21 protein-coding genes, 3 pseudogenes and 1 riboswitch are annotated in these 25146 nt (G+C 69.9%); of the genes and pseudogenes, 19 read left to right on the forward strand and 5 right to left on the reverse strand.

Translation table 11 applies throughout. The features are described 5' to 3' along the window. Positions 1-89 precede the first annotated feature (89 nt). The 4 genes from MBEBAB_RS03030 to MBEBAB_RS03040 all read left to right on the forward strand — a co-directional run bounded on the left by MBEBAB_RS03030 (position 90) and on the right by MBEBAB_RS03040 (position 2278). A complete protein-coding gene (locus MBEBAB_RS03030; RefSeq protein WP_231379080.1) occupies positions 90-416 on the forward strand; it encodes a hypothetical protein in 327 nt (108 codons plus the stop codon). Between the two features lie 80 nt (positions 417-496). Continuing rightward, complete coding sequence (locus tag MBEBAB_RS03035) at positions 497-1153, forward strand: diacylglycerol/lipid kinase family protein (protein WP_242397038.1); 657 nt, start codon at positions 497-499, stop codon at positions 1151-1153. Further along, a complete protein-coding gene (locus MBEBAB_RS17120) occupies positions 1147-1455 on the forward strand; it encodes a diacylglycerol kinase family protein (RefSeq protein WP_242397039.1) in 309 nt (102 codons plus the stop codon). The genes MBEBAB_RS03035 and MBEBAB_RS17120 overlap by 7 nt, the downstream gene beginning before the upstream one ends. Positions 1456-1483: 28 nt before the next feature. After that, on the forward strand, positions 1484-2278 hold the full coding sequence (locus tag MBEBAB_RS03040; RefSeq protein ID WP_045318752.1) for a metallophosphoesterase family protein: 795 nt from the start codon (positions 1484-1486) through the stop codon (positions 2276-2278). Between the two features lie 50 nt (positions 2279-2328). Here the strand turns inward: MBEBAB_RS03040 and MBEBAB_RS15515 are convergent, their stop codons facing one another. From MBEBAB_RS15515 to MBEBAB_RS03055, 3 genes are all read right to left on the reverse strand, one after another. Continuing rightward, a complete protein-coding gene (locus MBEBAB_RS15515; protein WP_045318738.1) occupies positions 2329-2505 on the reverse strand; it encodes a DUF1328 domain-containing protein in 177 nt (58 codons plus the stop codon). 91 nt (positions 2506-2596) lie between these two features. Further along, positions 2597-2971 (reverse strand): hypothetical protein, encoded by a 375-nt coding sequence (locus MBEBAB_RS03050; RefSeq protein WP_231379081.1) that lies wholly within the window; start codon positions 2969-2971, stop codon positions 2597-2599. 14 nt (positions 2972-2985) lie between these two features. Continuing rightward, positions 2986-3330, reverse strand: a complete 345-nt coding sequence (locus MBEBAB_RS03055) for a glycine zipper domain-containing protein (protein WP_021696464.1) — start codon at positions 3328-3330, stop codon at positions 2986-2988. Between the two features lie 112 nt (positions 3331-3442). Here MBEBAB_RS03055 and MBEBAB_RS03060 point away from each other — a divergent pair, with 112 nt between their 5' ends. From MBEBAB_RS03060 to MBEBAB_RS17125, 4 genes are all read left to right on the forward strand, one after another. Beyond that, complete coding sequence (locus tag MBEBAB_RS03060; RefSeq protein ID WP_021696465.1) at positions 3443-4120, forward strand: fumarylacetoacetate hydrolase family protein; 678 nt, start codon at positions 3443-3445, stop codon at positions 4118-4120. 11 nt (positions 4121-4131) lie between these two features. Continuing rightward, positions 4132-4770 (forward strand): maleylacetoacetate isomerase, encoded by a 639-nt coding sequence (gene maiA, locus MBEBAB_RS03065; RefSeq protein WP_021696466.1) that lies wholly within the window; start codon positions 4132-4134, stop codon positions 4768-4770. Between the two features lie 72 nt (positions 4771-4842). Beyond that, positions 4843-5571 (forward strand): aldo-keto reductase family protein, encoded by a 729-nt coding sequence (locus MBEBAB_RS03070; protein ID WP_242397040.1) that lies wholly within the window; start codon positions 4843-4845, stop codon positions 5569-5571. Next, the gene (locus MBEBAB_RS17125) at positions 5544-5744 is read left to right on the forward strand and encodes a hypothetical protein (RefSeq protein WP_242397041.1); all 201 of its coding nucleotides are present in this window, start codon (positions 5544-5546) and stop codon (positions 5742-5744) included. Before MBEBAB_RS03070 ends, MBEBAB_RS17125 begins: the two co-directional genes overlap by 28 nt. Here the strand turns inward: MBEBAB_RS17125 and MBEBAB_RS03075 are convergent. Further along, positions 5728-7557 carry a TonB-dependent receptor plug domain-containing protein gene (locus MBEBAB_RS03075; RefSeq protein WP_021696468.1) on the reverse strand — a complete coding sequence of 610 codons (1830 nt, stop codon included), beginning with the start codon at positions 7555-7557 and terminating at the stop codon, positions 5728-5730. The genes MBEBAB_RS17125 and MBEBAB_RS03075 overlap by 17 nt on opposite strands. Before the next feature lie 145 nt (positions 7558-7702). Next, positions 7703-7911: riboswitch (cobalamin riboswitch) on the reverse strand. 49 nt (positions 7912-7960) lie between these two features. On the opposite strand from MBEBAB_RS03075, the gene MBEBAB_RS03080 reads away from it, so the two are divergent. From MBEBAB_RS03080 to trpS, 6 genes and pseudogenes are all read left to right on the forward strand, one after another. Beyond that, entirely contained in the window at positions 7961-8977 is a 1017-nt protein-coding gene (locus MBEBAB_RS03080) for a cupin-like domain-containing protein (protein ID WP_021696469.1), read from the forward strand. A gap of 79 nt (positions 8978-9056) precedes the next feature. After that, positions 9057-11749 (forward strand): annotated as a pseudogene (mutS, locus tag MBEBAB_RS03085) (DNA mismatch repair protein MutS). Next, positions 11746-12180 carry a hypothetical protein gene (locus tag MBEBAB_RS17130; RefSeq protein ID WP_242397042.1) on the forward strand — a complete coding sequence of 145 codons (435 nt, stop codon included), beginning with the start codon at positions 11746-11748 and terminating at the stop codon, positions 12178-12180. Before mutS ends, MBEBAB_RS17130 begins: the two are co-directional and overlap by 4 nt. Then, positions 12123-14429 (forward strand): [protein-PII] uridylyltransferase, encoded by a 2307-nt coding sequence (glnD, locus tag MBEBAB_RS03090; protein WP_242397043.1) that lies wholly within the window; start codon positions 12123-12125, stop codon positions 14427-14429. The genes MBEBAB_RS17130 and glnD overlap by 58 nt, the downstream gene beginning before the upstream one ends. Positions 14430-14464: 35 nt before the next feature. Then, entirely contained in the window at positions 14465-16108 is a 1644-nt protein-coding gene (murJ, locus tag MBEBAB_RS03095) for a murein biosynthesis integral membrane protein MurJ (RefSeq protein ID WP_021696472.1), read from the forward strand. A 42-nt stretch (positions 16109-16150) separates the two neighbouring features. After that, positions 16151-17188 (forward strand): tryptophan--tRNA ligase, encoded by a 1038-nt coding sequence (trpS, locus tag MBEBAB_RS03100; protein ID WP_021696473.1) that lies wholly within the window; start codon positions 16151-16153, stop codon positions 17186-17188. Positions 17189-17321: 133 nt separating this feature from the next. Here trpS and MBEBAB_RS03105 read toward each other — a convergent pair whose 3' ends face one another. After that, the gene (locus MBEBAB_RS03105; RefSeq protein WP_021696474.1) at positions 17322-18440 is read right to left on the reverse strand and encodes a Rieske 2Fe-2S domain-containing protein; all 1119 of its coding nucleotides are present in this window, start codon (positions 18438-18440) and stop codon (positions 17322-17324) included. 49 nt (positions 18441-18489) lie between these two features. On the opposite strand from MBEBAB_RS03105, the gene MBEBAB_RS03110 reads away from it, so the two are divergent. The 5 genes and pseudogenes from MBEBAB_RS03110 (at position 18490) to MBEBAB_RS03130 (ending at position 25110) form a co-directional block, all read left to right on the forward strand. After that, the gene (locus MBEBAB_RS03110; protein WP_045318739.1) at positions 18490-19386 is read left to right on the forward strand and encodes an alpha/beta fold hydrolase; all 897 of its coding nucleotides are present in this window, start codon (positions 18490-18492) and stop codon (positions 19384-19386) included. A gap of 89 nt (positions 19387-19475) precedes the next feature. After that, positions 19476-20680: pseudogene (locus tag MBEBAB_RS03115) on the forward strand (acetyl-CoA C-acetyltransferase). An 18-nt stretch (positions 20681-20698) separates the two neighbouring features. Next, positions 20699-22869 (forward strand): annotated as a pseudogene (locus MBEBAB_RS03120) (3-hydroxyacyl-CoA dehydrogenase NAD-binding domain-containing protein). Positions 22870-22946: 77 nt separating this feature from the next. Then, a complete protein-coding gene (locus MBEBAB_RS03125; RefSeq protein WP_021696478.1) occupies positions 22947-24131 on the forward strand; it encodes an AI-2E family transporter in 1185 nt (394 codons plus the stop codon). Positions 24132-24144: 13 nt separating this feature from the next. Beyond that, complete coding sequence (locus MBEBAB_RS03130; protein ID WP_021696479.1) at positions 24145-25110, forward strand: alpha/beta fold hydrolase; 966 nt, start codon at positions 24145-24147, stop codon at positions 25108-25110. Positions 25111-25146 lie beyond the last annotated feature (36 nt).

Raw genomic sequence — 25146 nt, forward strand, 5'->3', positions numbered from 1 at the left:
TCGTCTCAGGCGGTCCGAGGTGTTCTGCGGCGCGGCGACGCGGCGTGTTGAATAGGGGGCTTTTCATGCGTTTTTCCGAACCTGTCCGTATGGCTGACGACGATGGTGGCCCTGTCTGGGCGCGCAGCAAGCGTCGTCGCGGCGGTCCGCCGGTGGTGGGCTTCATCATCACCCTGCTGGCGTTGTTCGGCGCCCTGACGGCGGTCCTGGGCATCAAGGAGCGGTCCGTAGCCGAGGGTGGAGCCATGATCGACGGTTGGATCACGGCCGGTTGGGAGCAGATCAAGGACATCACCGGCCAGGCCGATGAGGCGACCGATGAGGCCCTTGCGGAAACCGCCGACGCCGCGGGCCGCGCCGGCGCCGCGCTCGGCGAGGGCGCTGAAGAGGCCGCCCAGGCGCTTCAGTCCGACTAAGTCTGGTTGGTCGGCGCGTCTGTCCGGCCATGCGCCGGAGTTGAAGCTGGAACGCGGGCGCGCGTCGGCGTTCGGCCCGGATGACAGACACTTTGGGCGCGCCGCCCGAAAAGCAGTTGCCGGAAGACAGTGGGGCGACCGAGCGCCGCCCCATGACCTGCCACGCGCCGATCAAGCGCGTGGTGGTTCTGGTCAACCCCATGTCCGGCGGTGTCGGCGCCAATGCGGCGGCGGAAGCCCAGGATCTGATGGCGGGCTTCGCCTGTGAATCCGAGGTGGTGCTGCTGGAAGGCGAGGACATGGCCCGGACCATCGACAAGGTCCTGTCCGGCGACGCGGATCTCGTGGTGGTGCTGGCCGGCGACGGCACGGCCCGGGCCGTGGCGTCGCGCGCCGGCCCGGACGGGCCTCTGGTGGCGCCATTGCCGGGGGGGACCATGAACATGCTGCCCAAGGCGCTCTACGGCACGACGGACTGGAAGAAGGCGCTCAGCGTCATCCTCGAGGACGGCGAGCCGCAGTATGTGTCCGGGGGCGAGGTGGACGGCAACGCCTTCTACTGCGCCGCCATCCTGGGCGCGCCGGCCCTGTGGGCGCCAGCCCGCGAGGCGCTGCGCGGCGGCGAGTTGAAACTGGCCATGACCCATGCGCGCCGCGCCTGGCGTCGGGCGTTCTCGGGCCGCATCCGCTTCGACCTGGACGGTGGTCCGCACCAGCGGGCCGAGGCCTGGTGCTGATCAGCCCGATGATCTCGCGCGCCCTTGAGGAGCCTGTGGGTCTGGAGGCCGCGGCCATGAATCCCCACGACGCATCCGATGCCTTTCGCCTGGCGGCCCACGCCCTGTTCGACGACTGGCGCCACGATCCGGCGGTCAAGACCAAGCCGGCCCGCCGGATTCGCGTCTCGGCGCGCTCCCGGGTCCCGGCGGTCCTGGACGGCGAGCCTATCCTGCTGCCGGCCGACAGCACGGTGAAGTTCCTGCCCAAGGCCTTCCGCGCCCTGGCCCCGCGCCCGCCCGCCGCCGAGGACACGGTTTGATGGCGCGATGCACGGCAACCAGCGCCTGATGGGCCGAGTCCTCCAGTTCTCCGACGTTCATTTCGGCCGTGAGCACGCGGACGCCGCCGCCGCTGCGGTGGACTACGCCCACGCCACCCCGAACGACCTGGTCCTGATCACCGGCGACATCACCCAGAACGGCTACAGGGTCGAGTTCGACGCCGCCGCGCGCTGGATCAAGGCCATGCCGGACCCGGTCTTCGTCACGGTCGGCAATCACGACGTGCCCTACTGGAACGTGCTGGACCGGCTGTTCTGGCCCTGGCGGCGGTTCGAGCGCGCCACGGGCCACCCGGCCCACGACCACGAGTTCCGCAGCGACGGCTTGATGGTCCGCGGCGTCACCACCGCGCGCGGCTGGCAGGCGCGGCTGAACTGGTCCAAGGGCGTCATCGACCTGGACCAGACCCGGCGCGCGGCCCAGGCCCTGCGCGATGCGCCCCGGAGCGCCCTGCGCATCCTGGCCTGTCACCATCCGCTGGTGGAGATGATCGGCACCCCCATGACCGGCGACGTCATCAGGGGCGAGGACGCGGCGCACATCTTCGCCGAGGCGGGCGTCGACCTCATCACAACCGGCCACACTCACCAGCCCTTCGCCCTGCCGCTGCAGGCGGGCGATCAATTCTCCTACGCCGTGGGATGCGGGACTTTGTCACACCGCGAGCGCGGCGCGCCCCCCAGTTTCAACCGCATCGACTGGAATGAAGACGTGGTCACCGTCACCGCCATGGCGTGGGAGAAGGGCGCCTTCGTCGACAGCCGCGCCTGGACTCTCCCCCGTCGCGGCGGGGCAAAATAAAAGGCCGCGGGAGCGATCCCGCGGCCTTCCTTGTGACGATTGGCGGTCGTCTAGACTCTCGGCCCTCGTCCTCGCAGCCCGCCCGCAACCAGGGCGATGACGAAGAGGATGATGGCGATGACGGCGATGAATTTGGCGATCTCGAACGAGAAGTTCGCGATGCCGCCAAAGCCCAGCACTGCGGCGATCAGGGCGATCACCAAGAAAATTATGGCCCAACGAATCATGGGTGGCGCCTCCGAAGCGGTTTTCAATTCAAAGGTCGCGACCTCGCGCCGGACCTGAGCTCTCAACGCTTCGCCAGCGTCACTGTTCCAATCAGCGACGCCGTCCGCGACTGCTCTCGGTAAAGACCGCCGCGACCATGGAGGCCAGCGCCGGATTTCTCAGGAAGATCCATCCGCCGGCCAGCGCGGCCACGGTGGCCAGCACGGGCCTGTTGCGGAACAGGACGAAGGCCCGCTGCCCCAGACCCGCCGGTTCCTCCTCCTCCTCATCGTCGCCCTTCGCCTTGTTCAGGAAGGTCACGGCGATGATCAGCGCCCCAACGGCGGCGACCGCCGCCGTGATTGCGGCGGCCGCAGCGGCGGGAACCACCATCAGCAGCAGATAGAAGAGCGTCGCCCCCAGGGCCACGATGGCCACGAAGACGCAGGCGACGGCGATCGCCGCCGCCACCACTTTGTCGACCAACCCCTTGCCAGGCATCAGCGGCGCCGGCCGGCCAGCAGAAGACCGAGCACCACGCCCACGCCGAGGGCGATGGCGGTGGACTGCACGGGACGCTCCTGAACGCGCTCGACCAGGGCGCGCTGCGCCTCGTCCAGCCGCTCGGCGGCGTCGTCATAATATTCCCGGCCGCGAACGCGGGCCTGGTCGTAGTAGTCGCGGGCGCGTTCGCGCACCTCGTCAGACTTGGCCCGCACGCGGGCTTCGGTCTCGGCGGCGATCTCACGCAGACGGGCGCTTTCCTCGCGCGCGCCGACCTTGAGGTCGTCCTTGAGGGTCTTCAGGTCGTTCTTGATGTCTTCCCGGGCCTTTGTGGTGGCCATGATGCGCTCTCCGGCTAGCTTGGCGGTAAAATGAGAATAGGTACCCCGTCATCGCAACGCCAGAGGGGATGAGGGGTTCCGCCACAACGCCGGGCGACGTAAGGACGCAGGCATGACCTGGCTGTTCGATCCACCCGCCTCCGTCGCCCTGCCCATCCTCGGCCGTGATGCGCGCTTTCCCGTCCGCCGCATCCTGTGCGTGGGCCAGAACTACGCCGCCCACGCCCGCGAGATGGGCGCCGACCCCGCGCGCGAGGCGCCGTTCTTCTTCTCCAAGCCCCGCGACGCCCTGATCACCGGGGCGGACGTGCCGTTCCCCTCCGCCACGGACAACCTTCACCATGAGGTGGAGCTGGTCTGCGCCATCGGCGGCGAGGGCGCGGATCTCGCGCCCGGCGCGGCGGCGGACCTGATCATCGGCTGGGCAGTCGGCGTCGACCTGACCCGTCGCGACATCCAGGCCGAGGCCAAGTCCCGGGGTCGGCCCTGGGACGCGTCCAAGGGATTCGACCATTCCGCCCCGTGCGGCCCCCTGACCCTGGGCGCCCTGCCGAGCCCGGCCGGAGCCGTCGCCCTGACCGTGAACGGCCGGCCCCGCCAGTCCTCTCGCCTCGACCAGATGATCTGGAGCCCCGCAGAGGTGGTGGCCGAGGCCTCGCGCCTGTGGCGGCTCATGCCCGGCGACCTGATCTTCACCGGCACGCCCGAGGGCGTCGGCCCCGTCGTGCGCGGCGACCGGGTCGAGGCGACGATCGAGGGGCTGGCGCCGCTGGCCTTCACCCTGACCTGAAGAGGCCGATCATGATCCTGCACGGCTACTGGCGCTCGGGCACCTCCTACCGCACCCGCATCGCCCTGAACCTGAAGGGCCTGTCCTATGAGCAGGCGGGCGTCGATCTCCGGACCGGGGCCCAGAAGAGCGAAGCCTACCTTTCCATGAATCCCCAGGGCCTTGTCCCGGCGCTGGAGACGGACGGCGCGGTCCTGACCCAGAGCCCCGCCATCCTCGAGTGGCTGGAGGAGGCGCATCCCGAACCGCCGCTTCTGCCGACAGATGCGGTCGCGCGCTCTCAGGTGCGGGCCATGGCGGCGCTGGTGGCCTGCGACATCCATCCGCTGAACAATCTGCGGGTGCTCAAGGCGCTGCGCGAAACCTTCGGCGCCGATCAGGACGCCGTGGACGCCTGGGCCGGGCGCTGGATCATCGCTGGGTTCGAGGCCCTGGAGGCCCTGATCGCCCGGCACGGCGAGGGCTGGTGTTTTGGCGACGCGCCCACCCTGGCGGACTGTTGCCTGATCCCGCAGGTCTATTCGGCGCGGCGGTTCAGCACGCCGCTGGACGCCTTTCCCCGCATCCTGGCCATCGCGGAAAAGGCGGCGGCGCACCCCGCCTTTGAGGCCGCCCATCCGGATCGCCAGCCGGACGCCGACCCCTCGTAAACCCTGTCAGGTAAGGGTTTGTAAAACTTCCGATCAGCGCTCCTTAAGCTTTGTGGGCGCATGGTCCGTCCCGTGACGTTTCAGGCTAGAACACGGACCGGCGCCGGACCGGCGTCCAGGCTCGCCCTCAATGTGCTGGGGGCGCCCGCCCATGGGCCGGGCCCTGCCTCGCGCGAGGAGCAGGTGCGCGCCCTCCTGCGCACCGCCGCCGACGGCGGCGTCGGTCTGGTGGCCACCCGCCCGGTCAGCGACACCGAGCGCCTGCTGGGCCAATGCTGGCCCTTCCCCAGTCCATTCCGGGTGACCGTCAGCACCGTCTCGGCGGCCGAGGGGCTGGACCGGGTCGAGGCCCGCGCCCGCCGTTCTCTCGAACGCATGGGCCTGCCCCGCGGCGAGGCTGTCATGGTGTCGTCCGCCTCGGATCTGGCGGGCGCGGAAGGCCGCGCTCTCTGGGACCGGCTGGAGCGCCTGAGGGACATGGGCCTGTTCCGCCGCATCGGCGTGTGCGCCCGGGTCGAGGACGGCCCTGAGTTGCTGGCGCGTCGTTTCCGCCCCGACATCGTGGAGCTGCCATGCAATCTGCTGGACCAGCGTGCGGAGGTCTCCGGCCTCATCGAGGGTCTGGCCGCCCATGAGGTTTCGGTTCAGCTGCGCTCCATCTTCGCCGGCGGGGTGCTGTTCGCGCCCCGCGAAGATCTGCCCGCCCATCTGGTGCGCGCCGGTTCGGGCGTGTCCCGGGCCCGCCGCAGCCTGGCCGAGAGCCGGGTCACCCCATGCAGGCCGCCCTGGCCTACGGCCTGATGCTGCCCGGGGTCGATACGGTGTCCGTCGGCGTGGCCTCAGCGGCCGAGCTGCGCGCCGTTCTGGCCGCCGCCCACGCCCCCGCGCCGGATCTGGACTGGTCCGCCCTGGCCCTGGACGACCCGGCGACGCTCAGCGCCGCCGGGCCCCTGGCGGTCAGTAGCGCAGCCTGATCCCCACGTAGCCGCTGCGGCCCGGCTCGCCGTAACCCAGCAGCCGCTGGTAATGCTCGTCGGCCAGGTTCTCGATCCGCGCCGTCAGGCTGACATGCTCGTTCAGCGCCCAGGCCGCGTTCACATTGGCCGTGACGAAGCCGTCGCGCTCGCCCCCGGCATCCCCCATGTCGCCTTCGCCGCGCACGATCAGGGCGCCGGACAGGCGGTTGCCGGTCCAGCCCAGCGTCACCGACCCGGAATGCTCCGGAACCCGCAGCAGCCGGGATCCGTCGGTCGCGTCCACCGCGTCGGTCCAGGCATAGGCGAGGCTGAGGTCGAACCCGGCCGGCAGCGCCGCGCGGCCTTCCACTTCAACCCCGTCGGTGCGGGTCTCGGCGATGTTGACGTAATAGCTGTTGAACCCGGGGTCCGTGACATAGGTGATCTGGTCCTGCACCTCGAGGCGATAGACCGTCGCCCGGCCCTGGAACCGCCCGTCGCCCGACACCCAGCCGAGCGCCGCCTCGCGACTGTCAGCGTGCTCCGGACGCAGGACCGGAAAGGGCTCGCTCGAGAAGCAGAAGTCGCACACGGCCTGGCTGATGGTCGGGGTCTTGAAGCCCGTGCCCACAGCCCCCGACAGGATGACGCCGCCGCCGAGTTCATAGGCTGCCGACAGCCGCCCGGTGGTGGCGTCGCCGAAGTCCTCGGTGTCATCCCGGCGCAGACCCCCGCTCAGGGTGAGGCGACCCGACAGCTGAAACCGTCCCGTGGCGAAGGCCGAGGTGGTTGACAGTTCTTCGCTCAGCCCGCTGGACAGGGCGCCCGAGACGTCCTCGTGCTCCGCGCCGAAGGCGTAGTCGATCCGGCTGTCGGCCGAGACGCCCGAGGCCTGCCAGCGCAGGACCTGCCGATCGGCGTCGAACACCGAGGGAAAGGCGCTGACGGTCGCGCGCGAGATGTCCGAGGCCGAGACACTGACCTGATGATCCAGACCCAGGGCCCGGGCGGTCAGGCGCGCGAAGCCGGACCACTGCTCGCTGGAGGTGGTGTCGTCGGTGTCGGCCAGGGCGTAGGTCGGCGCCGGGAAACCGTCCAGGTCGGTGTCGCTCTCGGACCAGCGCAGCCTGGCGTCGACGGTCACGGTCGGGCTGAAGGCGTAGCGGCCGTTGGCCCCCAGGGTGGTGCTGGTGAAGCCGTCGGCCTCGTCATTGCCGTCCGCCTCGTCGGCGGCCGAGATGCCGTCCGTGTCGAAATAGGAAGCGTAGGCCCCGACGGCGTAGCGTTCATTGGCCACGCCCGCCGACAGGCGGCCGCGCACAGTGTCGAACGATCCCGCCTCGGCTTCGGCGCGCAGGCCGTCCAGTTCGCGGGAGGTGAAGGCGATCACCCCGCCGATGGCGTCCGATCCCCACAGGGACGACTGCGGCCCCGCAAGCACCTCGATGCGCTGGATGTCGCCCAGATCGAAACCGGCGAAATCGAAGGCGCCGTTGATCTCGGCCGGATCGTTGACGGGCACGCCGTCCACCAGAACCAGGGTCTTGCCCGGCGAAACCCCGCGCATGCGCAGCTGGGTCAGGCCGAAGGGCCCGCCCCGGGCGATGCTGAGCCCGGGCACGTCGGCCAGGATGTCGGCGGCGAAGACCGCGCCGCGCTGTTCGATCGTGTCTTCGTCGATGACGCGGGCGCCGGGGGTCTCGGCCACGATGGCCGGGATGCGGGTGGCCGTGATGATGACCGCGTCCACGTCGCTGGCGTCGTCGGCGAAAGCGGGCAGGGCGAACAGGGCCGCGGATGCGGCCGAATACAGGATAAGGGAACGCCTCATGGGGCGATGCTCCGTCAAAAGCCCCCGCGCGGCGCGCGCGGCGACGTTCAAAAGCGACCAATCCGCCTGTCGAGAGACAGGACGGCGCCGGATCGGGTCGCTTCGACGGATCAGTCCCCGCGCCTCTGTCTGGTCCCGGACAGCGGACGAGCGACGTCGGCGGCCAGGTCTCCTGGCTTGCGGGTCACAGGCAAAGGCCGACCTGAAAAGTCGACCCGTCGTCCTCGCCTTCCCGGATCGCTCCAGTGGCGCCCTGCCCGAAGACAGGGAGCGGACGACGGCCTAACCGCCTACAGTTGCGGGCACAGCCGCGGTGTCTGACCGCGTTCCCTTAACCGCCTGCGGCGCTTGTGGCAGGCGCTCCCGGCTTGCGCAAGACGCATCAGGGTCTAGGGTTCAGGCCATGTCCACGCCCGTTCCCGAGCGCCGCATCGCCGAGCACAGCAACGTCGATGCGGCGATGTTCCGGGAACACATCCTGCCGGCGGCGCGCCCCGCGGTTCTGCGCGGCCTGGTCGCCCACTGGCCGGCGGTCCAGGCGGGGCTGAAATCGTCCGAAGCGCTGGCGGATCACATTCGCGGCTTCGACAACGGCGCCCCGGTCCGCTTCACCGAGGGCGCGCCCTCGATCCAGGGCCGCTTCTTCTACAACGAGGACCTCTCCGGCGTGAATTTCGAGCAGCGGGAAGGAACAGTCGGTTCGGTTCTGGACCGGCTGCTCACCCTGCAGGACGAGGCCGCCCCGCCCGCCGTGGCCATGCAGTCGACCCCGGAGCCCCAGGCCCTGCCCGGATTCGCCCGCGCCAATCCGTCGCCGCTGCTGGGCGAGGACGTGTTTCCGCGCCTGTGGATCGGCAACGCCGCCACGGTGCACACCCACCACGACCTGAACGACAACATCGCCTGCGCCGTGGCGGGCCGTCGGCGCTTCATCCTGTTTCCGCCCGACCAGACGCGAAACCTCTACATCGGCCCCTTCGAGCGCACCCCGGCCGGACCGCCGGTCAGCATGGCGTCGGTTGTGGAGCCGGATCTGGATCGCCACCCCCGCTTCACCGAGGCCTGGGCCGCCGCCGAGGTGGCCGATCTGGAGCCGGGCGACGCCCTGTTCATCCCCTATATGTGGTGGCACCACGTCCAGTCGCTGGACCGCTTCAGCGTGCTGGTGAACTACTGGTGGAACGAGGCCGAGGCGCCGACCGCGCCCATGGGCGCCCTGATCCACGCCATGCTGGCCGTCCGCGATCTGCCCCCATCCCAGCGCGAGGCGTGGCGGGCCATGTTCGAGGCTTTCGTGTTCGCGGCGGACGATCCGCCCGGCGCCCACCTGCCCGAGGACAGGCGCGGCGTTCAGGGTCGCCTGTCGCCCGCAGCCGTGGCCCAGATGCGCCAAATTCTGGCCCGGACCCTGGCCGGCTGACATTCGTCCACGATCCCGTGGCGGCCAGGGCGTCGTGAGCCTTGAGGCCGACCGCGCGATCCTTCACCCTGCGCGCTTCATGAACGCCCCCGTCAAGCAGCCGACCGACGCCCGCCCGATCACGCCCGACCCGGGCGTGACCCCGGTCATGGCCCAGTTCCTGGACGCCAAGGCGAGGCACCCGGACTCCCTGCTGTTCTTCCGCATGGGCGACTTCTACGAGCTGTTCTTCGAGGATGCGCAGAAGGCGGCGGCGGCGCTGGGCATCACCCTGACCAAACGGGGCCTGCACAAGGGCGAGGACATCCCCATGGCGGGGGTGCCGTTCCACGCCGCCGAGGGCTACATCGCCCGCCTGATCCGTCAGGGCTTCAAGGTCGCGGTCTGCGAACAGCTGGAGGACCCGGCCGAGGCCAGGAAGCGTGGCTCCAAGGCGGTGGTTCGCCGCGATGTGGTGCGGGTCATTACGCCCGGCACCCTGACCGAGGACTCCCTGCTGGACGCCCGGGGCTCCAACCGGCTGGCGGCGGTGTCGGTCCGACGCGGCAGGGCCGCCGTGGCGGTGGTGGAGCTGTCCACCGGACAGGTGGAGACCGTCGTCAGCGAGCCCGGCGATCTGGCCGCCAATCTGGCCGCCTTCCGCCCGTCCGAGGTGCTGGTGCCCGACCGGCTGTTTTCCGACGACGACATCCGGGCTGCGCTGGACGGCTCGGGCGGGGTGGTCCAGGCCCTGGCGCAGGGGCTGGCCGAGCCGGCTGCGGCCCGCGATCGGGTCCAGCGCCTCTACGGCGTCGCCACCCTGGACGGTTTCGGCGCTTTTGAAGAGGCCGAGGTCTCCGCCCTGGGCCTCGCCGCCGCCTATCTGGAGACCACCCAAGCGGGCCGCTGCCGGTGCTGAAAGCGCCGCGTCGTGCGGCCCGGGCCGGCTGGCTGGCCATCGATCCGGCCACCCGCGCCAGCCTCGAGATCGACCGCGCCCAGTCCGGCGCCCGCGAAGGCAGCCTGCTGGCCTGCGTCGACCGCACCATCACCTCCGCCGGCGGCCGGGCCCTGGCCGAGCGCATCACCCGGCCCCTGCGCGACCCGGCGGCCATCAATCATCGACTGGACGCCGTGGAGTGGCTGCTGGAACGCCGGGACCTGCGCCGGGATCTGCGCGAGGTTCTGTCCGGCTCGGCCGACGTGGCCCGGGCCGTGACCCGGCTGGCGCTGGGGCGTGGCGGCCCCCGCGATCTGGCCGCCGTCCGCTCGGGCCTGAAGACCGCCGAGGCGGTCTCCGCCCTGTTCGCCCGATCCCCCGATCCCCTGACCGGCCCGCCCGCCGAGATCGAGGCGCGGCTGTCGGACCTGTCGCCCACGCCCGACACCGGCGCCCTGCTGATCGACCTGCAGGAGGGGCTGGTGGACGAACCGCCCCATCTGGCCCGCGACGGCGGGCTGGTGCGTCCCGGCTGGCGGCCCGAGCTCGAGGCCGTGCGCACCCTGCGCGACGACAGCCGCAAGGTGATCGTGGACCTGGAGCAGCGCGCCCAGACCGAGTCCGGCGTGGCCTTCAAGGTCAAGCACAACGCCGTGCTGGGCTATTTCCTCGAAACCAGCGCGAAGAACGCCGAGCCCCTGCTGCGCCCGCAGGCCGACAGCCCCTTCATTCACCGCCAGACCCTGGCCAATCAGGTCCGCTTCACCACCGTGGAGCTGTCCGAGCTGGACGCGAAGATCAGCCAGGCCGGCGCCCGCGCCCTGGCCATGGAGGGCGAGATCTTCGAGGGCTGGCGCCGCACGGTCGCCGATCTGGCCGCCCCGCTTCAGGCCGTGGCCGACGCCCTCGCCGAACTGGACGCCGCCGCAGCGCTGGCCGAATGGGCCGTAGAGGCGGGGGCCGTGCGCCCCCATGTGGACGGGTCGCTGATCTTTCAGGTCTCCGGCGGCCGCCATCCGGTGGTCGAGGCGGCGGTCACCCGCGCGGGCGATCCCTATACGCCCAACAACTGCGCCCTGGACGGCTCCGGCGCGGACTGCGCGCGCCTGTCCATCGTCACCGGCCCCAACATGGCGGGCAAGTCCACCTTCCTGCGCCAGAACGCCCTGCTGGTGGTGCTGGCCCAGGCCGGCGCCTTCGTGCCGGCGAAATCCATGCGGCTGGGCGTGGTGGACCGGCTGTTCAGCCGCGTCGGCGCGGGCGACGATCTGGCGCGTGGCCGCTCCACCTTCATGATGGAGATGGTCGAGACCGCCGCCATCCTGACCCAGGCCACCGACCGCAGCTTCGTGGTGCTGGACGAGATCGGCCGGGGCACCGCCACCTATGACGGTCTGGCCATCGCCTGGGCCGTGGCCGAGGCCCTGCACGAGACCAACCGCGCCCGCACCCTGTTCGCCACCCACTATCATGAGCTTGCCCGGCTGGAGGAGCGGCTGGACCACGTCTGCAACCTGTCCATGAAGGCCCGCGAGTGGAACGGAGAGCTGGTCTTCCTGCACGAGGCGGCGCCCGGCGCGGCGGACCGCTCCTACGGCGTGCAGGTGGCCAAGCTGGCCGGGGTGCCCCCGTCGGTGGTGGGCCGCGCCCGAGAGGTGCTGGACCGGCTCGAGGCCGACAAGGCCTCCAGCGTCCGCCTGGACGACCTGCCCCTGTTCGCCGTGCACGAGCCCGAGCCGGTCTCCGGTCCGTCCCCCACGGACGAGGCCCTGGCCGCCATCAATCCCGACGAGCTCAGCCCCCGCGAGGCGCTGGAGGCGCTGTATCGCCTGAAGGGTCTGGCCCGCCCGTGACCCAGCCCTCCGCCCTGGACGACCGTCTCGCCGCCCTCAGGGCCGCGTCGGACGTCCGCGCCGAGGTGGCCGCCGCCCTGTCCGAGCACTGGAGCGCGGGCCGCGAGAAGGCGGCGTCGAAACTGGCCTCGGGCCTCGGCGGAGTCGAGGTGGCGCGCCTGTTCTCCGGCGCCGCCGACGAGATGCTTCAGGCCCTGTGGCGCTTCACCACCCAGGTCCTGCACCCGTCCGACAGCGTCGACGAGGACGGCAAGCTGGCCCTGCTGGCCACCGGCGGCTACGGGCGCGGCGTGCTGGCCCCCTATTCAGACTTGGACCTGCTGTTCCTGCGCCCGGCCCGGGCCGCGAGCGCATCGAGCGCATCACCGGCTTCATGCTCTATGTGCTGTGGGATCTTGGGGCCAAGGTGGGCGTCGCCTCGCGCACCATGAACGAGGCCCTGACCCTGGCTCGCGACGACATGGTCATCCAGACCTCTCTGCTGGAGGCCCGCTTCTTGGCCGGTGACGAGGTCATGGCCGACGCCTTCCTCAAGGTGTTCCGCCGCGAGATGACCAGGACCGACCCCCGCGCCTTCATCACCGCCAAGCTGAAGGAGCGGGACCAGCGCCACTCCCGCGCCGGTGCGGTGCGTTACCGGGTCGAGCCCAACATCAAGGACGGCAAGGGCGGTCTGCGCGACCTCAACGCCCTGTTCTGGATCGCCCGGCGCCTGGCCCCCGACAGCGTGCTGGGCGCCGAGGCGCTGGAGGGGCTGCTCACCGGCCGCGAGCGCCGCACCTTCGAGGAGTCCTTCGATTTCCTCTGGCGGGTGCGCCACCACCTGCACCGCGCCGCCGGGCGGGCCGAGGAGAAGCTGACCTTCGACCTCCAGCCCGAGGTGGCCCGGCGCATGGGCTGGCAGGGGCGGGGGGACGAACCGGCGGTGGAGCGCTTCATGCGCCGCTATTTCCTGGTGGCCCGCGACGTAGGCGGCCTGACCCGCGCCCTCTCCGCCAAGCTGGAGGAGCGCGGCCAGAAGCGCGCCCTCAGCCTGACCCGCCTGATTCCCCGCCGCCGCCGCCAGCTGGGCGAGCCGGGCTTCGTGGAGGACCACGGCCGCCTGTCGATCACCGCCCCCGACGTGTTCGAGGCCGAGCCCCTGCGGCTGCTGACCCTGTTCCAGCTGGCCGACCGCCACGATCTGGACCTGCATCCCGACGCCTTCTCCGCCGTCACCCGCTCGCTGAATCTTGTGACGCCGAAGCTGCGCCGCGATCCGGCGGCGTCGGCGGCCTTTCTGGACATCCTGGCCGACGGCGACCGCCCGTACCGGGTCCTGACCCTGATGAACGAGACGGGGCTGCTGGGCCGGTTCCTGCCGGAATGGGGCCGCATCGTCGGCCAGACCCAGTTCAACATGTACCACGCCTATACGGTGGACGAGCACACCCTGCAGGCCATCGGCATCATCAACGACATTGCGCGGGGCAAGCTGAAGGACGACCATCCCATGTCGTCCAACATCATCGGCCTGATCCGCGACCGGCAGGTGCTGATGCTGGCCATGCTGCTGCACGACGTGGGCAAGGGCGGCGACCGGGGCCAGCTTGAGGACGGCGCCATCGCCGCGCGCCGGGCCTGCGAGCGCCTCGGCCTGGACCCGCGCCGGGCCGAGCTCGTGGCCTGGCTGGTGCGCCAGCACCTGACCCTGTCCGACTACGCCCAGAAGCGCGATGTGTCCGATCCGGCCACCGTGCGCGCCTTCGCCGAGATCGTCGGCGATCTGGAGCGCCTGCGCATGCTGCTGGTGCTGACCGTGGCTGACATCCGCGCCGTCGGCCCCGGCGTCTGGAACGGCTGGAAGGGCCAGTTGATGCGCGACCTGTACCGGCACACCGAGCGGCAGTTCCGGGGCGATGCGGCCGAGATGGACGATCCCCTCAGCCGCCCCATGGCCGCCTATGACGCCCTGATCGAGCGCGCCCGCCGCGACGGCGCCGCCGCCATGGCGGGCCCCTCCGACAACCAGGCTGCCGAGGTGGCCATCGCCGCGGCCGACCGGCCCGGCCTGTTCGCCCTGATCGCCGGGGTCATGGCCGATCTGGGGGCCGACATCGTGGGGGCGCGGGTCACCACAGCCGCTGACGGCATGGCCCTGGACATCTTCCAGCTTCAGGACGGGGCGGGCGAGCCCTACGGTCAGGCCGAGCCGCGCCGCCTGCGCCGTCTGCTGGCGGCGCTGGAGCGGGTCGGACGCGGCGGCGCCGTCACCCCGGCCGACCCTTCGGCCCCCGCCAGCCCCCGCCGCGCCGCCTTCGACGTGCGTCCTGTCGTCATGATCGACAATGCGGCGTCCGAGACCGCCACGGTGATCGAGGTGTCCGGCGCCAACCGGCCGCGCCTTCTGGCCCAGCTGTCCCGCGCCCTGGCCGATCTTGGCCTGTCGATCCGCTCGGCTCACGTGGTCACCTTCGGCGAGAGGGCGGCGGATTCCTTCTATGTCACCACCGACAAGGGCCGGAAGATCACCGGCGACAAGCGTCTGGACGCCATCCGCGCGGCGCTGGAGGCGGTGATGAATCAGGCTCCGCCGCCCAACCCGCGCGGCCGCCCGCTGATCCGCGCCCGGGCCAGCGCCCGCGACGTCTCCGAACTGGGCCGCAAGGCCGCCGTTCCCCGCCGCGCCGAAGCAAGGTAAGGGCGGGTGACGCGCCATCCCGGATGTTTCGCTGAATGACCATCGATCCCGAACTCCGGGCCTCGGCCTCGACCAATCCGCCCGCGCCGGAACCCCCGAAGTCGGGCGGCGTCATGCGTTCCTCGGCCATCTTCAGCGGCCTGACCCTGATCAGCCGGTTCGCCGGCTTCGCCCGTGACATCGCCATCAATGCGGTGCTGGGCGCCTCTGTGGGTCCGGCGGCGGACGCCTACAACACGGCCCTGAGCTTTCCGAACCTGTTCCGCCGCATCTTCGCCGAGGGCGCCTTCGCCGCCGCCTTCGTTCCGGCCTACGCCCGGAAGCTGCGCCTGGACGGCGAGGCGGCGGCCGACAAGGTGGCCACCGACGCCATCGCCCTGATCGCGGTCTCCACCCTGATCCTGACCCTGGCGGCCCAGCTGGCCATGCCGTGGCTGATGGCGGGCATCAACATCGGCTTTCTGGATGACCCGGTCCGCTACAATCTGGCGGTGATCCTGACCCAGATCACCATGCCGTATCTGCCCTGCATGGCCATCGCCGCCCTGCTGTCGGGTGTGCTGAACGCGCGAGGGCGGTTCATCGTCTCGGGCGCCTATCCGATCCTGATGAACGTCATCATGCTGATCGCCGTGCTGACGTCGAGCGGCGGGCCAGAAGGGGCGGCCTACGCCGTGTCCTGGGGCGTGCTGATCTCGGGCGTGGCCCAGGCGGGGCTGTGCTTCTGGGCTGTCCGCAAGGCCGGGGCCAACATCCGTTTCCGCATGCCGCGCCTGTCGCCGGAGGTGAAGGCCATCATCATCACCGCCGTTCCGGCCGTGATCGGCAACTCGGCCACCCAGATCAACGTCTTCCTGTCGGGCAATCTGGCCTCCTTCGTGGAGGGCGGGCGCAGCTGGCTGGCCACGGCGGACCGGCTTTATCAGCTGCCGCTCGGCCTCGTCGGGGTGGCCATCGGCATCGCCCTCCTGCCCAAGCTGTCCTCGGCCATCGCCGCCGAGGACCGCGCCCAGCAGCAGGCCTCCATGGACGAAGCGCTGGTCCTGGCCATGGCCCTGACCCTGCCCGCCGCCACCGCCATTCTGGCCATGCCCTATTTCCTCATCGACGGCCTGTTCACGCGCGGGGCGTTCCTCGAGGTGGACGCGATCAACACGGCGCAGATCCTGTTCCAGTTCGGCTGGGGCGTGCCCGCCTTCATCCTCATCCGCATACTGGCCCCGGCCTTCTTCGCCCGGCAGGATACGAAGAGCCCGATGAAATATGCCCTGGTGGCCGTGGCGGTGAACGCGGTGCTGGCCGTGTCCCTGTTCCTGCTGGGCGCCGGGGTGCAGGGGATCGCGGCGGCCACCAGCGCGGCGGCCTGGGTCAATGCGGGGCTGCTGGCCCTGACCTTGTGGCGTCGGGATCATTACCGTCCCGCCGCCACCGCCATCCGGCGCATGGCCCGCATCCTGATCGCCAGCCTGGTCATGGGGGCCCTGCTCGTGGCTGCGGTGTCGGTCCGCGCCATGATCGAGGCGCCCATCGACGGCCTGCTGGGCCGGGGCGGCAAGGAGATCGCCCTGATCGGCGTCACCGGCGTGGGCGGTCTGGTCTATCTGATCCTGCTGTTCGTCACCCGGGCGGTGACCATCGGCGAGGTGAAGGGTCTGATCCGGCGCGAACGCAAGGCCTGATCCCGGCTTGCCCTGCGGGCGACGCTGGGGCATTGCCACGCCATGTCCGACGCTGAACCCATCGCCTACACCGGCCCGCGCCGCATCCTGTCCGGAATCCAGGCCTCCGGCGCCCTGCACCTGGGCAACTATCTGGGGGCCCTGAAACGCTTCACCGCGTTGCAGGACTCCGGCGCGCCCTGCTTCCTGTTCGTGGCCGACATGCATGCCATCACCGTGTGGCAGGAGCCCGAAAAGCTGGCCGCCCAGACCCGCGAGATCGCCGCCGCCTACCTCGCCTCGGGGCTGGATCCGGCGAAGTCGGTGATCTTCCCGCAGTCGGCCGTGCGCGCCCACGCCGAGCTGGCCTGGATCTTCAACTGCGTCGCCCGCCTCGGCTGGCTGGACCGCATGACCCAGTTCAAGGAGAAGTCCGGCAAGCACAAGGAGCGCGCCTCCGTGGGCCTGTACACCTATCCGGTGCTCCAGGCCGCCGACATCCTGCTCTACAAGGCGACGGAAGTGCCGGTGGGCGAGGATCAGAAGCAGCATCTGGAGCTGACCCGCGACATCGCCGCCAAGTTCAACAACGACTTCGGCGTCCCCGGCTTCTTCCCTCTGCCGGACCCGTTGATTCAGGGACCGGCCACCCGGGTCATGTCCCTGCGCGACGGCCAGGCCAAGATGTCCAAGTCCGATCCCTCGGACATGAGCCGCATCAATCTGACCGACGACGCCGACGCCATCGCCGGCAAGATCAGGAAATCGAAGACCGATATGGGCGTCATGCCCGCGCCGGACGAGGCGCTGGACGACCGGCCCGAGGTGAAGAACCTTATCGCCATCTATGCCGCCCTGTCGGACCAGAGTCGCGAACAGGTCACCGCCGAGTTCGCCGGTCAGGGCTTCGGCGCCTTCAAGCCGAAACTGGCCGAGCTGGCGGTGTCGTCCCTGGCCCCCGTCACCGCCGAGATGCGCCGCCTGATGAACGACCCGGCCGAGATCGACCGCGTCCTCAAGTCCGGCGCCGAGCGCGCCGCCGAAATCGCCGATCCGGTGGTGGACGAGGTCAAACGCATCGTCGGCTTCTGGCGCGCCTGATTTTTAATCCCGCTCCTTCCCACGGCCTTATAATGGCGCTTCAGGGGACGAGACCGGGAGGGGCGATTTCAGACAATTCAGACTATTCAGACCCTGTTTTTTTCAGCGCAGAGTCTGAAATCACCGGGCGGCGTCAGCTGGTCCAGCGCAGGGTCGCGGCCTTGACCGGATTGGCGAAGGCCCGGTCTTCGGCGCGGCTCTTCAGCCATTCCCGCTTCAGCTGCTGGTACCACTTGGCCTGTTTGTCGGCGTCGTCGATCCACAGCAGCGCCGGGTCGTAGCGCAGGCCCTCGTTCTGCAGGTTCACCATGTCGCCGTCCTGCTTCAGGAAGGCGCGGGCGCCCCGCTTCAGGAACGGGCGGATCAGGTCGAACACCCAATGGTCGGACCAGAAGATCTGGGTGATGCGGGTCGTCGTCTCGGTCAGGGGCGTCAGGCAGGTCAGGGCCAGCACCTGTCTCTCGCCCACCTGGATATGTTCCCAGCGATAGCCGGGCAGGCGGAAGGTGATCTCGGTCGCCGGCTTGCCGCCCAGAATGCGGTAGGCGTAGGAATTGGATGACGGCGCGTGGCGGACCATGGCGAACCCATGGTCCCGCGGCTCGAAAGCCTTGGCCTTCTCGTGCCGGCTTTGGGCGCTGCGCCACCACCACTGCTGATGCACATAGGGGCCGTGAGCCGGGTCCATCAGGCCCACCACGGCGTGATCCACATGACTGTCGAAATCCATCCACTCAACCAGCTTCGCGTCGCCGCCCACCACGCCGGGGAACACCGGCGGGTCATGGTCGGGGGCCGACGGATTGCGAGGATCGGCGGCCATCCACACGAACACCAGCCCCTGGCTCTCGACCACGGGATAGGATCGCACCCGGATCCGGTCCGCCTCGAAGGCCTGGTCCTGGACCAGCGAGGGGATCGCCGCGCACACCCCGTCGGGCCGGAAACGCCAGCCGTGATAGGGGCATTCCACCGTCTCGCCCTCGCCGTCATGCTGGACCAGGCGTCCGGCCGACAGGGGGGCGGCCCGGTGGGGACAGATGTCCCGCATGGCGTAGACCTGGCCCGCGCGGGTGCGCCCGATCAGCACCGGCTCGCCCAGCAGTTCGTAGCGCTTGAGCCCGGCCGCTTTCACGTCCCGCGACAGGGCCGCGAAATACCAGGCGTCGGTGATGAAGCCCTTGCCGAAGGCGGTGGGCGGGGACTTGGCCTCGGGCACGGCCGTCTTGCTGGCGTCGCTGTCTGCGGGCATGAGTCGCCTATACCACTGGTCAAATCACGGCGCGAAGAGGGAAGCGGACATGGATCGCAGAATGGTTCTGGCGGGCGGGGCGGCCCTTGTACTTTCCGGCTGCGCCACCGGCTCGGTGGGTCAGGAGGCCGAGGCGCCCTTCGACGGCGCGCGCATCATGGTCTGGACCTCGGGTCAGGGCCGCGATCTGGTGCTGATCCCCGGTCTGAGCTCGCATCCGGAGATCTGGGATGATCTGGTGGCGCGTCTCGGCGCCGGCTACCGGGTGCACCGGGTCCATGTGCGCGGTTTCGCCGGACTGGACGCGGGCGACAACGCCTCGGGCCCCGTGGCCGCCCCGGTGGCCGAGGAAATCGCCGAATACCTGGCTTTCAACGACATCACATCCGCACCGGTGATCGGCCACTCCATGGGCGGCACCATCGGCCTGATGCTGGCGGCCCGTCATCCGGCGCTGGTCGAGCGGCTGATGGTGGTGGATCAGGTGCCCTTCATGGGCGTGTTCTACGGGCCCGCAGGGACGACCGCGGAGAGCGTCCGCCCCGTCGCTGACATGACCCGCGACCGCATGGCCTCGGCCGATGACGCGGGCTGGGCCGCCGGCGCGCAGGCCGCCATCGCGGGCATGGTCCTGACCGAGTCCGGCCGCGCCGGTCCGGTCCGCCATGCGGTCGAGACCGACCGCCGCGTCGCCGCCAACGCCATGCACGAGTTGATCACCACCGATCTGACCGGCGAGCTGGGCCGCATCACCGCCCCCACGACCGTGCTCTACGTCAACGGGCCCAACATCCCCCTGAGCGACGCCCAGCTGGATGGCGTGTTCCAGGCCGTCTACGCCCCGCTTTCCGGCGTCGCCCTGAAACGAATCCCCGACAGCGCCCATTTCATCATGATCGACCAGCCGGACGTATTCGAGGCTGAGGTCCGCGCCTTCCTCGACTGAGCGAAAAAAAGTCGTAAGTTGACGTTGACGTAAACGTAGCATTTCGTCGGCAAACGCGCTAAGGAAGCGTCCTCAAAGGAGACGCACCCATGGCCGACGCCTACATCTTCGACGCCGTGCGCACCCCGCGCGGCAAGGGCAAGAAGGACGGATCCCTTCACGAGATCACCGCCCTGTCCCTCGCATCTCAGGTTCTGGAGGCGTTGCGCGACCGCAACGATCTGGACACCTCGCAGGTGGATGACGTGATCCTGGGCTGTGTGGCCCCGGTGGGCGAGCAGGGCGCCGACATCGCCCGCACCGCCGTGCTGACCGCCGGCTGGTCGCAGCTGACCGCCGCGTCCAGATCAACCGCTTCTGCGCCTCGGGCCTGGAAGCCGTGAACATGGCCGCCGCCAAGGTGGCCTCCGGCGAGGCCCGCATGGCCGTGGGCGGCGGGGTCGAGGCCATGAGCCGGGTGCCCATGGGCTCCGACGGCGGGGCCTGGCCCATCGACCCGTCCAGCGCCATCGCCACCTATTTCGTTCCCCAGGGCGTGTCGGCCGACATGATCGCGTCCAAGTACGGCTTCAGCCGCGACGACGTGGACGCCTATTCGGTTGAGAGCCACAAGCGCGCCGCCGCCAGCTGGGCCGACGGCCGCTTCAGGAAGTCGGTGGTGCCGGTGAAGGACCAGCTTGGCCTCACCATCCTCGACCACGACGAGACCGTGCGTCCCAAGACCGACATGCAGGTCCTCGGCGGGCTGAACCCCTCGTTCCAGATGATGGGCGAGATGGCCTTCGACGCCGTGATCAACCAGCGCTACCCCGAGGTGGAGCGCGTCAATCACGTGCACACCCCGGGCAACTCCTCGGGCATCGTCGACGGTTCGGCCGGGGTGCTGATCGGCACCCTCGAGGCGGGCAAGGCGCTCGGCCTCAAGCCCCGTGCGAAGATCCGCGGCGCCGCCTCCATCGGTTCGGAACCCTCCATCATGCTGACGGGCCCCGAGCCCGTGACCCGCAAGCTGCTGGCCCGCCTGGGCATGGAGGCCGGCGACATCGATCTCTATGAGCTGAACGAGGCCTTCGCCGCGGTGGTCCTGCGCTACATGCAGGCCCTGAACATCCCCCACGACAAGATCAACGTGAACGGCGGCGCCATCGCCATGGGCCACCCCCTGGGGGCCACCGGCGCCATGATCCTGGGCACCGCGCTGGACGAGCTGGAGCGCTCGGACAAGACCACCGCCCTGGCCACCCTGTGCATCGGCGGCGGCATGGGCACCGCCACCGTCATCGAACGCGTCTGATCCGAAGGAGAAGCACCCATGGAAAACTTCAAGATCGAGATCGACGGCGACGGCATCGCCACGGTGACCTTCGACGTGCCGGGCCGCTCCATGAACACCCTGACCTCGGGCGTCATGAAGGAGATCCCCGAGTGGGTCGAACAGGTGAAGGGCGACGACGCCATCAAGGGCGTGGTCCTGACCTCCGGCAAGCCTCGGGCTTCTGCGCCGGGGCGGATCTGGGCGACATGGCCGGCGGCATGCTGGGCGGCTCGGACCTGCAGGCGGCCTATGACGCCGGCTGGCGTCTGAACGGCGCCCTGCGGGCGCTGGAGACCTGCGGCAAGCCGGTGGCTGCGGCCATCAACGGCCTGGCCCTGGGCGGCGGCCTCGAACTCACCCTCGCCTGCCACTACCGCGTGGTCGGCGACAATTCGAAGATTCAGCTGGGCCTCCCCGAGATCAAGGTGGGTCTGTTCCCCGGCGGCGGCGGCACCCAGCGCCTGCCGCGCCTGATCGGCGTTCAGGCCGCCCTCATGCAGATGTCCGAGGGCAAGAGCTGGCGTCCCAAGGACGCCCTGTCCGCCGGCGTCGTCCACGAGGTGGTCGAGCCCGGCAAGGAAGTCGAGGCGGCCAAGGCCTGGATCAAGGGCGGCGGCAAGGCCGTCCAGCCCTGGGACGAGAAGAGCTTCAAGCTGCCCGGGGGCGGTCCCTATCACCCCGCAGGCTCGCAGGTCTTCATCATGGGCAACGCCATGCTGAGGAAGCAGTCCTACGGCAACTATCCGGCCGTCACCAACATGATGAAGGCCGTCTATGAGGGCGTTCAGCTGCCCATGGACGCGGCCCTGCGGGTCGAGACCCGCTACTTCATCAAGACCCTGATGACGCCGCAGGCCCAGGGCATGATCCGGTCGCTGTTCCTGTCCAAGCAGGAACTGGACAAGGGCGCCCTGCGCCCGGCCGACGTGCCCAAGTCCGACCCGAAGAAGGTGGCCGTTCTGGGCGCCGGCATGATGGGGGCGGGCATCGCCTATGTGCAGGCCATGGCCGGCATCGAGACCATCCTGATCGACGTCAGCCAGGAAGGCGCCGACAAGGGCAAGTCCTACGCCGAGGACATCCTGAAGAAGCGCGTCTCGCGCGGTCAGATGACCCAGGACAAGGCCGACGCCGTCCTGGCCCTGATCACCCCGACCACCGACTACGAGCTGATCAAGGGTTCCGACCTGGTGGTCGAGGCCGTGTTCGAAAGCCGCGACCTGAAGGCCGAGGTGACGAAGAAGGCCGAGGCGCAGCTGGCTCCGGGCGCCGTGTTCGGCTCCAACACCTCGACCCTGCCCATCACGGGTCTGGCCGAGGCCAGCGTCCGGCCCGAGGACTTCATCGGCATCCACTTCTTCTCGCCCGTCGACAAGATGATGCTGGTGGAGATCATCCTTGGCGAGAAGACGGGGAAGGCGGCCATCGCCAAGTCCCTCGACTATGTGATGAAGATCAGGAAGACCCCGATCGTCGTCAACGACGGGCGCGGCTTCTACACCTCGCGCTGCTTCGGCACCTATGTGGCCGAAGGTCTGGCCATGCTGGAGGAAGGCTACGCTCCGGCCATGATCGACAACATCGGTCGCGCCACCGGCATGCCGCGCGGCCCGCTGGAGATGCACGACGACGTGGCCCTGGACCTGTCGGTCAAGATCACGAAGCAGACGAAGGCCGATCTGGGCGACAAGTTCACGCCGCAGCCGGGCATGGAGATCGTCGAGAAGATGGTCGAGGAGCTGGGACGCTACGGCCGCAAGAACGGCAAGGGCTTCTATGACTATGACAGCAAGCCCAAGACGCTCTGGAAGGGCCTGTCGGAGCTGGCGCCGGTGACGATCGCCGAGTCCACGCCCGAGCTGGTCGAGGACCAGAAGCGCCGCCTGCTCTATCGCCAGGCGGTGGAGGTGGCCCGTTGCTGGGAAGAGGGCGTCATCGACGACCCGCGCGAGGCCGACGTGGGCGCCATCCTGGCCTGGGGCTTCGCGCCCTGGACCGGCGGCCCGATCACCATGATCGACCAGATCGGCCTGAAGGCCTTCGTGGAGCAGGCGGACAAGTACGCCGCGCAATACGGCGAGCGGTTCACCCCGCCCCAACTTCTGCGCGACATGGCGGCCAAGGGCGAGACCTTCTACGGCAAGTTCGCGGGCAAGAAGGCGGCCTGACCGTCCTCTGAGCATTGAAGCGGATGCGTGACGGGCGCGTCGGGAGAACCCCGGCGCGCCCGGTGCGTTAGGGGGCGATGGGAAAATCACCGACCGAAGCCGCGCCCGAGAAGGCCTCTGAACAGCGCGCCGATGACGGCCGTCTGCTGCGCCAGACCGTGCTGGTCGCGGGCGTCGTCGTCACGGCCCTCCTGATCTGGCAGCTCAGCCACATCCTGCTGCTGGTGTTCGGCGCCATTCTGCTGGCCCTGATCCTCAGCACCGCCGCCGAGCCGTTCGAACGGTACGCCAAACTGCCGCCCCGCCCCGCCGTGCTCGCGGCCCTGGCGTCGATCGTGGCGCTGATGACCCTGGGCGGCTGGATTTTCGGGCGCGAGATTTCCAGCCAGGCGTCTGATCTCGCCACGCGTCTCCCCCAGGCCTGGGATGCGGCGCGCGGCCAGCTGGCGACCCTGCCGTTCGGACCCGAGGTGGTGGAGCGGCTGGACAGCCTGATTGACCGGATGGGCGAAGGCGGCGGCGAAGACACCGCCCGACAGCTCGAGCCGGATGACAGCGCTCCGGGCGTCGCCCCTGCGCCGCCAGCCACCGACGGGAGCCTGCTGTCCGGTGAGGTCTTCTCCAGTCTCGGCGCCTTCGCCGGACTGATCGCCGGCGTGATCGCGGAACTGATTCTGGTCATCTTCGCCGGCATTTTCCTGGCCCTCAACCCCCGAAGCTACAGGGCCGGGGTGGTGCGGTTGTTCAAGAAGCGCAGCGCCTCCACCGCCGACATGGTCGGCAAGGCGTTCGACGTTTCGGGACTCGGTCTTCGGCGCTGGCTGCTGGGCCAGCTGGCGGCCATGGCGCTGGTGGGCGTGATCACGGGCCTGGGCGCCTGGGCCATCGGCCTGCCCTCGCCTCTGGCGCTGGGCATGATCGCAGGCGCGCTGGAGTTCGTGCCCATCGTCGGCCCGGTGGCGGCCACCATCCCCGCGCTCCTGCTGGCGGCCACGATGGGGCCCGAGATGATGCTGTGGACACTGCTGCTCTACGTCGGCATCCAGCAGCTGGAAGGCAATCTGATCATGCCCCTGGTGCAGAAGCGCATGGTGTCCCTGCCGCCGGTGATCGCCCTGTTCTCCATCCTGATCTTCGCCGCCCTGTTCGGGCCTCTCGGCGTGCTGCTGGCCACGCCATTGGCGGTGCTGGTTTTCGTGCTGATCAAGGGCGTTTATCTGGACGAACCGATCAGCGAGAAGGATGCTGCACCCTCCGATTGACGAGGAGCACCCCATGGACCGCCGCCTGATCGCCACCGACGGCCTGAACCAGTCCGTTCTTGAGGCGGGCGAGGGGCCGCTGGTGCTGCTGGTCCATGGGTTTCCGGAGCTGGCCATCAGCTGGCGCGCCCAGATCGACGCCCTGGCCGAGGCCGGCTATCGCGCCGTCGCGCCGGACATGCGCGGCTATGGCGCGACCGACCGGCCTGCGAGGACCGAAGACCACTCCATCCTGCATCTGGTGGGCGACATGGTGGGTCTGGTGCGGGCGCTGGGCGAGCGGTCGTGTGTGGTGATCGGCCATGACTGGGGGGCGTCCGTGGCCTGGCACTGCGCCCTGATGCGGCCCGATCTGTTCACCGCCGTGGCCGGGCTGTCGGTGCCGTTCCAGCCACGCCGGGCGAAGGGCCCGCCCATCGCCGCCATGCGCGCCATCGCCGCCCGGGCCGGGACCGACGACCTCTACATCACCCGGTTCCAGGACGCGGACGCCCATGCGCCGTTCGAGGCCGATCCCGAAACGGCCCTGAGGAAGATGTTCTGGGCCTATGACGGCGCCACCCCCGCCGATCAGCGCCACACCGGTTTTCTGAAGCCGGGCCAGTCCATGATTGACGGCGTCAGCGACGGGGCGACCCGGCCGCCGTGGATGAGCGGCGACCACTTCGCCGAGTATGTGGCGGCGTTCCGCGCGGGCGGGTTCAGGGGGCCGCTGGACTGGTACCGCTGCATGGACCTGAACTGGTCCCTGACCGCCTGGCTTCAGGACCGCACCATCGACGTCCCGTCCCTGTTCATGATCGGCGAGAACGACCCCGTGCGCCACTACGCCGGGCGCCATGAGAAGGCGCAGGCGGACTGGCTGACCGACCTGCGCGGCATGATCGAGATTCCCGGCGCCGGCCACTGGCTGCAGCAGGAGCGGCCCGAGGCGGTCAACGCGGCCCTGCTGGATTTTCTGGCAGGCGTTCGCGGCTGAGCCCCGGACAGGCTGAAGCGCCCGTCGGTGCGGGTT

The sequence above is a fragment of the Brevundimonas abyssalis TAR-001 genome, assembly GCF_000466985.1.
Lineage (GTDB): Bacteria > Pseudomonadota > Alphaproteobacteria > Caulobacterales > Caulobacteraceae > Brevundimonas > Brevundimonas abyssalis.

Bases quoted from the DNA above. Each gene is read 5' to 3' on its own strand.
- MBEBAB_RS03125 (WP_021696478.1), top strand. From the start codon at position 22,947: ATGGGAAAATCACCGACCGAAGCCGCGCCCGAGAAGGCCTCTGAACAG.
- trpS (WP_021696473.1), top strand. From the start codon at position 16,151: ATGTCCGACGCTGAACCCATCGCCTACACCGGCCCGCGCCGCATCCTG.
- MBEBAB_RS15515 (WP_045318738.1), bottom strand. From the start codon at position 2,505: ATGATTCGTTGGGCCATAATTTTCTTGGTGATCGCCCTGATCGCCGCA.
- murJ (WP_021696472.1), top strand. From the start codon at position 14,465: ATGACCATCGATCCCGAACTCCGGGCCTCGGCCTCGACCAATCCGCCC.
- MBEBAB_RS03130 (WP_021696479.1), top strand. From the start codon at position 24,145: ATGGACCGCCGCCTGATCGCCACCGACGGCCTGAACCAGTCCGTTCTT.
- MBEBAB_RS03075 (WP_021696468.1), bottom strand. From the start codon at position 7,557: ATGAGGCGTTCCCTTATCCTGTATTCGGCCGCATCCGCGGCCCTGTTC.
- MBEBAB_RS03105 (WP_021696474.1), bottom strand. From the start codon at position 18,440: ATGCCCGCAGACAGCGACGCCAGCAAGACGGCCGTGCCCGAGGCCAAG.
- MBEBAB_RS03110 (WP_045318739.1), top strand. From the start codon at position 18,490: ATGGATCGCAGAATGGTTCTGGCGGGCGGGGCGGCCCTTGTACTTTCC.
- MBEBAB_RS03040 (WP_045318752.1), top strand. From the start codon at position 1,484: ATGGGCCGAGTCCTCCAGTTCTCCGACGTTCATTTCGGCCGTGAGCAC.
- MBEBAB_RS03055 (WP_021696464.1), bottom strand. From the start codon at position 3,330: ATGGCCACCACAAAGGCCCGGGAAGACATCAAGAACGACCTGAAGACC.
- MBEBAB_RS17125 (WP_242397041.1), top strand. From the start codon at position 5,544: ATGCAGGCCGCCCTGGCCTACGGCCTGATGCTGCCCGGGGTCGATACG.
- MBEBAB_RS03030 (WP_231379080.1), top strand. From the start codon at position 90: ATGGCTGACGACGATGGTGGCCCTGTCTGGGCGCGCAGCAAGCGTCGT.
- maiA (WP_021696466.1), top strand. From the start codon at position 4,132: ATGATCCTGCACGGCTACTGGCGCTCGGGCACCTCCTACCGCACCCGC.
- glnD (WP_242397043.1), top strand. From the start codon at position 12,123: ATGCTCTATGTGCTGTGGGATCTTGGGGCCAAGGTGGGCGTCGCCTCG.
- MBEBAB_RS03080 (WP_021696469.1), top strand. From the start codon at position 7,961: ATGTCCACGCCCGTTCCCGAGCGCCGCATCGCCGAGCACAGCAACGTC.
- MBEBAB_RS03060 (WP_021696465.1), top strand. From the start codon at position 3,443: ATGACCTGGCTGTTCGATCCACCCGCCTCCGTCGCCCTGCCCATCCTC.
- MBEBAB_RS03035 (WP_242397038.1), top strand. From the start codon at position 497: ATGACAGACACTTTGGGCGCGCCGCCCGAAAAGCAGTTGCCGGAAGAC.